The organism is Anaerotignum sp. (genome assembly GCF_045122575.1).
Classification (GTDB): domain Bacteria; phylum Bacillota; class Clostridia; order Lachnospirales; family Anaerotignaceae; genus Anaerotignum_A.
Map to the genome: position 1 here is coordinate 1 of NZ_JBGVHV010000002.1, position 7,797 is coordinate 7,797.

At 48.0% G+C, this 7,797-nt stretch carries 6 protein-coding genes and 1 rRNA gene; all 7 read left to right on the top strand.

The annotated features are described in order from the left end of the window. The coding region (locus tag ACJMLT_RS00040; protein ID WP_405724715.1) for a 3'-5' exonuclease at positions 1–973 on the top strand (973 nt) is incomplete at its 5' end. 283 nt (positions 974–1,256) lie between these two features. Then, positions 1,257–2,780: a VanW family protein gene (locus ACJMLT_RS00045; protein ID WP_405724718.1), complete on the top strand. Its 1,524-nt coding sequence runs from the start codon at positions 1,257–1,259 to the stop codon at positions 2,778–2,780. Positions 2,781–2,854: 74 nt separating this feature from the next. After that, positions 2,855–3,847, top strand: coding sequence for an AIR synthase family protein (locus tag ACJMLT_RS00050; RefSeq protein WP_405724721.1), 993 nt, complete (start codon positions 2,855–2,857; stop codon positions 3,845–3,847). Positions 3,848–4,108: 261 nt separating this feature from the next. After that, positions 4,109–4,693 carry a manganese efflux pump MntP gene (locus tag ACJMLT_RS00055; RefSeq protein ID WP_405724724.1) on the top strand — a complete coding sequence of 195 codons (585 nt, stop codon included), beginning with the start codon at positions 4,109–4,111 and terminating at the stop codon, positions 4,691–4,693. A 253-nt stretch (positions 4,694–4,946) separates the two neighbouring features. Then, complete coding sequence (locus tag ACJMLT_RS00060; RefSeq protein ID WP_405724727.1) at positions 4,947–6,263, top strand: hemolysin family protein; 1,317 nt, start codon at positions 4,947–4,949, stop codon at positions 6,261–6,263. Positions 6,264–6,310: 47 nt separating this feature from the next. After that, positions 6,311–7,048, top strand: a complete 738-nt coding sequence (locus ACJMLT_RS00065) for an NAD-dependent protein deacylase (protein WP_405724730.1) — start codon at positions 6,311–6,313, stop codon at positions 7,046–7,048. A gap of 391 nt (positions 7,049–7,439) precedes the next feature. Next, positions 7,440–7,797: ribosomal RNA gene (locus tag ACJMLT_RS00070) — 16S ribosomal RNA — on the top strand; the annotation flags it as partial.

Sequence of the window (7,797 nt, forward strand, 5' to 3'; positions counted from 1 at the left end):
AGAGGGGGATAAGATAACCTTTTTTCTGGCAGAGGATACGGCTGCCGAAGCGGCCTGTGTTGCGGAAAAAATCGCAGGACTTCTGGATGAGGGGGTGCCGTTGACGGAGATTGCGGTGATCTATCGAACCAATCTGCAGGGCGGGGCTTTTGCCAGAGAGCTGTATAAAAGAGGTATTCCCTATGATCTGCGGGACAACAGCGGCAATGTCTATGAACACTGGATCGCCAAAGATCTGCTGGCCTATCTGCTTCTTGCGGAAAATGAGGAATCTGACAGTGCATTGCGGCGTATTCTGAATAAACCGAAACGATATATCGGTAAGGAACTGCTGTCAGAAGCGGAGACGATGCCTTATAATCTGATGCGGAGCTTTTTTGTATGCCCTTCCCTGAAAAAATGGCAGGAAGAACATCTGGAAAACCTGCGGACAGATTTAGGACAGATCAGAAGAAAGACCCCTTATGATGGGTTGAAATATATCAGAAAGGTTATCGGCTATGATGAGTATCTGGAGGAATTTGCGGCTTATCGCCGCACCAGTGCGCAGGTGCTGTGGGAAATTGCCGATGAAGTGATGGAAACGGCAAAGGACTGTGCCGATGCGAAAATGTTTCGGGACAGGATGGAGGAAATGAGCCGCCAGATGAAGGAACAGACCAGAAAAAAGGGGCAGCAGCGTACAGGGGTTGCGCTGATGACGATGCATGGCGCAAAAGGTCTGGAATTTCAGGCGGTTTTTCTGCCAACACTGGTGGAAGGTGTTGTGCCCCATGAAAAGGGGTTGGAACAAATAGAAGAAGAACGTCGACTTTTTTATGTGGCCATGACGCGGGCAGGGGAAAAGCTTTGCCTTTCTGCGGTCAGAAAAAGATATGAAAAAGAAAGAACGCCGTCTCGTTTTCTTGCGGAAATGGGGCTGGATACAGAAGGATTATTCGGAAAGAAGGAAAACAGACATGAAACCCGGTGATAAATATAAAATGAAAAAGAGAGCTTCTGCGGCAATTGCCATTGTTCTAGCGATTTCCCTGGTGATCAGCCTGATCGCTCCTTTTATCGGCTATGGTATTTATTGAGGAAATCATTGGATACGATGAAAAAACGAAAATAGTCTTGTAATTTTATGCAGACTTGGCTATGATAAGTGTAATGTTTTTTGTAGAAAAACTGGTAAAAAGAATGAATAAAAAGAATGAAAAGGGATGCTCCAGGAAATACGAGGAGTATAAAGAAAAAATAAGGGGGAGAAAAATTTGAGCAAGGGAGCAAGAAGGAGGAGAAGAAGATCCCACGGCAGCAGTAAAATGACCATCGTGGCGGTGGTAGTTGCTGTAGTGGCAGTGGGCTTCTTTGGATATCAGCAGATACAGAAAGGGAAAATCAGAGAACTTCTGGCGGCAAAGGGCATCTATCAGGGTGTGACCATTGACGGTACAGACGTGGCAGGGCTCAGTCAGGCAGAAGCGTTGACGCTGCTGCAGGATAAATATCAGACAGAGATCAGCGGTCAGGTTCTGACTCTGTATTATGAAGGAGAAACAGAGCCCGAAGAGGGGGAAACTCCGGAAGAAATGAAATGGGAGATCCCCTTTGCGGAAATCGGTGCAGGCTATCAGGTGGAGGAAGCGGTAAAGGCCGCTTATGAAACGGGCAGAGCAGGCACAGAGGAAGAAAATTTCAAAGTCGGCAAGGAATTGCTGAAGGGGAATATCGACATCGAAGTGCCCTATACATATGATGCGGCACTGATGGATGCGAAACTGGCGGAAATTGCAGAAGAATTTGACCGAGAAGCGGAAGACAGTACCGTTACCAGAAAGAACGGCAGATTTGTCATCACTGAAGAAAAAGATGGTCTGGTGATGGATAAGGAAAAAACACTGGCGGCAGTCACAAAAGTTATGGATACACGCATGAGCGGCGAAGCCTTGATCGTGGCAGAGGTGACAAAGGCTGAAGTCACAGCGAAAGACAATGAACACGTAACAGACCTGATCGGTACCTACTATACGACATTCAATAACAGTGACAGAAACAGAAATACCAACCTGGCAGTAGGATGTAATTATATCAACGGTACGATCCTTGCGCCCGGTGAGGTGTTCTCCGCCAATGTGGAACTGGGCAGCCAGACAGCTGCCGGCGGCTACAAAATGGCCGGTGTTTACAACAATGGTAAGGTAGAACAGGGTATGGCAGGCGGTGTCTGTCAGGTAACATCAACCCTGTATAATGCAGCGCTGATGGCGGAACTGGAAATCGTGGAAAGACATCCTCATTCCATGACGGTTGGCTATGTGCCTCTGGGCAGAGATGCTGCCGTTGCAGGTAATTATAAAGACCTGAAGTTCAGAAATAATACAGAATATCCTATCATGATCGAAGCTTACGCCAGCGGCGGTAAACTGGTGATGAATATTTTCGGGCATGAAGTGCATAACGCAGGCAGAAAAGTTTCTTTCGACACTGTTTATGAAGCAACGATCCCTAAGCCTGCGGAAAAAGTAAAGGAAGATCCTGAAAGACCGGAAGGTGAAAGAGAAGTAACTTCCAAAGGCAGAACCGGCAGCAAGGTAAGTGTTTATAAAACAGTTACCGAGGGCGGCAAAACAAACCGCCAGTGGTTCAGCAGTTCTTCTTACCGTGCGGTTGCCGATGAAGTGACGGTAGGGACAAAGAAAGTAGAAACGGCTCCTGCAGTCACAACGCCTGTGGAACCGATCGATGTAGTGGGACTGCCTGCAACATCGGCGGAGGATAGTTTCGGTATTCAGTAACGAAAAATAAGGAAGATAAGCCTCTGTCGGGAATTTCCCTATAGAGGCTTTTTGCAAAGGAAGGAAGAAAGACGATGTTTGAGATCGGGAAAATACCTCCTGAGATTCTGGAGAAGATCGTAATGAAGCCCATGATGGGCAGCAAAGTGAAAAGAGAAGACGTGATCCTGCGCCCCACCACAGGGGAGGACTGTTCTGCCATCGATCTGGGCGGGGAAATCTGTATCCTTTCCACTGACCCTATCACAGGGGCTGCAAAGGATATCGGCTATCTGGCGGTTCAGATCAACTGTAATGATATTTATTCTTCCGGGGCAGAACCTATGGGGGTGCTGCTGACGGTGCTGCTGCCTCCCGGCAGTGACGAGGAACTGCTGGAAGAGATCATGGAAGGTTCTCTTCGGGCGGCAGAAGAAAGAAATATTGAAATTCTGGGCGGCCATACGGAAGTGACCGATGCGGTGACAAAACCGTTGATTTCTGCGGCGGTCATCGGCAAGACAAGAAACAGAAAAATTCTGGCAACGGGCGGCGCAAAGGCCGGTCAGGATGTGATTATGACGAAATGGGCAGGCACAGAGGGGACGGCCATCCTTGCCAAAGAGTGGGAAGAAGGCCTGCGGGCATATCTTTCCGAGGAAGAACTGAAACACGCGCAGGATATGAAAAATTTCCTTTCTGTGGGGGAAGAATCCCTGATCGCCTTTGAACACGGCGCCACAGCCATGCATGATGCTACGGAAGGCGGCATCCTCGGCGCAGTGTGGGAAATGGCGGAATGTTCCGGTCTGGGGGTAGATGTTTTCGTAGAAAACATTCCCGTAAAGGAAGAAACAAAGAAGATCTGTGCAGCCATGCACATCGATTATCTGCGTCTGATCTCCAGTGGCACCATGATCATTGCGGCGGATGACGGGGGAAAACTGGCGGAAAAACTGCAGGCGGCAGGCATCGAAGCGGCAGTGATCGGCAAACTGACGGAAGGCGGCAAATATATGCTGGTCAACGGCATGCGTCTGCCTCTGGAACAGCCCGGCAGCGATGCCCTGTATGAAGCGAAGCTGTAATGCTTGACAAAAAAATCCTGTATGATAAAATAATACCAACAATGAGGGAGTAGCAAGCGCAGGAGACTGCGCAGCAAGTCAACATACTGGCAAATAAAGGCCTGGCTTGCTTTAATATGCGAGACTCATGTATAACTGTGAAGCTATACATGGAGTCTGTCTATCGACCGAACAGCCCGGGTATGGCACACACCATACGCGGGTTTCTTTTGTTTTAGAGAGGACGAAGGATACATATAAAGTACAGAGGAGGAAGTTTTTATGGAGATCGGTTTTGTGTTTTTGTTTAACAGTGTATTATTGGGCGTGGGGTTGGCCATGGATGCCTTTTCTGTTTCCCTTGCCAACGGGCTCAATGAGCCTTATATGAAAAAAGGCCGTATGTGCGGGATTGCGGGGGTATTCGCCTTCTTTCAGGCATTGATGCCTATGCTGGGGTGGGTCTGTATCCATACGATTGTGAATATGTTTCAGGCTTTTGAAAAATGTATTCCATGGATCGCGTTGGCATTCTTAGGGGTTATCGGCGGCAAAATGCTGCTGGAAGGCATCAGAGGGGACGATGAGGAGGAAGAACTGCGTGCCGTTGGTTTTATGGGGCTGATGGTGCAGGGGGTAGCAACGTCTATCGATGCCCTTTCCGTAGGGTTTACCATTGCGGATTACGACTTCTTCATGGCGCTGCTGGCGGCGGTCATCATTGCGGCAGTGACCTTTGTGATCTGTTTCGGCGGTCTGGAGATCGGCAAAAGGGTTGGTACCAGACTGGCAGGCAAGGCGAATATTCTGGGCGGGGTCATTCTGATCTTCATTGGTCTGGAGATCTTTGTGACTGGTGTGTTCTAAGAATGTTTACAAAATCTTAAGATTTATTTCATTGACTCTTTCTGGGAATTGTGGCAGAATACGTTTCAATATATGATTTGAGGAGAGTGAAACGGTATGGACGGCAGTTGTGCCCGAAGTTGTATTCTGAAAATTACATATGCCGATGTGAAATAGAGATAAGGGTGTACTCTGTCTTTTTGACCGGAGTATGCCTTTTTGTGTTTTGTTTTGGATATAGTAATCATTAGAATGTTATGAGAGGAAGAGAAAAATGAGTTATATTGGCCCAATATTATTACAGGTGGTTCTGATCGCGCTGAATGCGGTTTTTGCCAGTGCGGAGATCGCAGTCATTTCCATGAATGATACCAAACTGCAGAAAATGGCGAAGGAGGGCGATGCCAGAGCGAAGCGGCTGGTGAGGCTGACAGAACAGCCGACAAAATTTCTGTCTACCATTCAGGTGGCCATCACGCTGGCCGGATTGCTGGGCTCTGCTTTTGCAGCGGAAAACTTTGCAGGGGCTTTGGTGACGGCGGTGCAGGAAACAGGAGTCGGCATTTCTGCTGCGGTTCTGGAAACGCTGGCGGTGTTCATCATTACGCTGGTTCTGGCTTATTTCAATCTTGTGTTTGGGGAACTGGTGCCCAAACGTGTGGGCATGAAAAAAGCGGAGGGTTTGGCGTTGGGTATGAGTGGCATGCTGACCATGGTGTCTAAATTTTTTGCGCCGCTGGTCTGGCTGCTGACGGCTTCTACCAACGGGATTTTAAAACTTCTCGGTATTGATCCCGAAGATGAAGAAGAAACCGTTTCTGAAGAGGAAATCTATATGATGCTGGAAGTTGGAGCAGAAAAGGGTACCATTGATAAAGAAGAAACAGAATGGATCCGAAATGTATTTGCTTTTGACGATACGGCAGTAGGGGAAGTCTGTACCCACCGTGTGGATGTGACGGCTTTGGGGCTGGAGGAATCCGACGAAGCGTGGAAGGAAACCATCCTGCAGAGCAGATTTACGTATTATCCGATCTATGGGGAAGATCAGGACGATATCGTTGGCGCGCTGAATACGAAGGATTATTTCCGACTGGAGGACAGAAGCAGAGAAAATGTTCTGGCGAAAGCGGCAGAAAAACCGTATTATGTGCCGGAAACCATGAAGGCTGATGTTCTCTTCCATAATATGAAAAGAGAAAGGAAGCATTTTGCCATTGTACTGGATGAATACGGCGGCCTGAGCGGTGTCATCAGTATGTTTGACCTGATGGAACTGCTGGTGGGCGGTCTGGACGAGGATGAGAAGGACATCGTTTCTGTGGGAGAAAACACATGGCAGATCAGCGGGAATGCTTCTCTGGATGATGTGGCGGAAGAACTGGAGATCAGATTGCCTGTAGAGGAATATGATACCTTTGGGGGCTATATTTTCGGGGAACTGGGGAAAATTCCCGATGACGGGGCGAAATTTCTGCTGGAAGCGGGCGGTATGAAGATTCAGGTGGAAAAAGTGGAAAACCATCGGATCATCGATACGGTCGTCAGACGGGAAAAAACGGTTCCTGTGGAAAAACAGGAAGAAATGTGATAGGATAAAGTCAGAATACTTTGGAACAGAAGCAAGGAGGGGTTCTGATGGATGATAAATGGAAACAGTTGAAAAAATGGATCGATGAAAGTGAAAATATCGTGTTTTTTGGCGGTGCGGGGGTTTCTACGGAAAGCGGTATCCCGGATTTCCGCAGCGAAGGCGGGATTTTTCAGGCCATCAATGAATATGGTGTGCGCCCGGAAGTGATCCTGAGCCATACATTTTTCATGCAGAATCCTGAGGTTTTCTTTAAATACTATAAGAAGACACTGCTGTATCCCGATGCGAAACCCAACGACTGCCACAAGGCGCTGGCGAAGCTGGAGAAAATGGGTAAGCTGAAAGCGGTCGTGACCCAGAATATCGATGACCTGCATCAGAGAGCCGGCAGCAAAAATGTGCTGGAACTTCACGGTACATTATATAAGAACTATTGCATGAAATGCGGCAAGACCTTTGATCTGGATTATGTGACGGCCGATGACGGCATTACCCGCTGCGATGCCTGCGGCGGTATCGTTCGTCCCGATGTGGTGCTGTATGAAGAAGGTCTGGATCAGGAAACGATCTATAAATCCGTTGACTATATCAGTAAGGCGGATCTCTTGATCGTCGGCGGCACCAGCCTGAATGTATATCCTGCGGCGGGCCTTCTGAATTACTACAAAGGAAATAAACTGGTGCTGGTGAATAAATCCGCAACGCCTTACGATAATAAAGCGGCATTGGTGATCGCAGAAAATATCGGTGAAGTTTTCAGAAAAGTTGTGCTGGAAGACTGAATTTAAAAATAAAAAAACGGAGAAAGCCTTGATTTTCAAGGCTTTTCTGATGTCTGAAATTTTTTTGAAAAAAGTTGAAATTTATGCTTGACAATGTGGTGCTCCTTTGCTAAAATAATCCTTGCACTGCGGAAGTGCTGTGAACTTTGAAAATAGAATAGTATATGAATAACACACAACCCATAGTCAATTCTGTCAACGAAATTCCGAATCGTTTACGAATTCCGACCAAGTAACCGAAGGTTGCGGGAGGAATGAGTGATGAGGAATGTAGTGGTTTCCGCGCAGCGGAAAGACTACAACGCTTGGCGAGATAATGAACTATTTTACCGGTTTAGCAAAACCGGAACACAATTAGCCAGAAAATAAAATCTGGCCACGATTTAAACTTTAATATAAGAGTTTGATCCTGGCTCAGGATGAACGCTAGCTACAGGCTTAACACATGCAAGTCGAGGGGAAACGACAGAGAGTGCTTGCACTTTTTGGGCGTCGACCGGCGAATGGGTGAGTAACGCGTATCCAACCTGCCCCGCGCCCGGGGATAGCCCTTGGAAATGAGGATTAAGACCCGATATGTGGCTCCGCCGCATGGCGGTGCCATGAAACAGACGCGGGATGGGGATGCGTTGGATTAGCCAGCCGGCAGGGCAGCGGCCTACCGGGGCGACGATCCATAGGGGTTCTGAGAGGAAGGTCCCCCACACTGGCACTGAGACACGGGCCAGACTCCTACGGGAGGCAGCAGT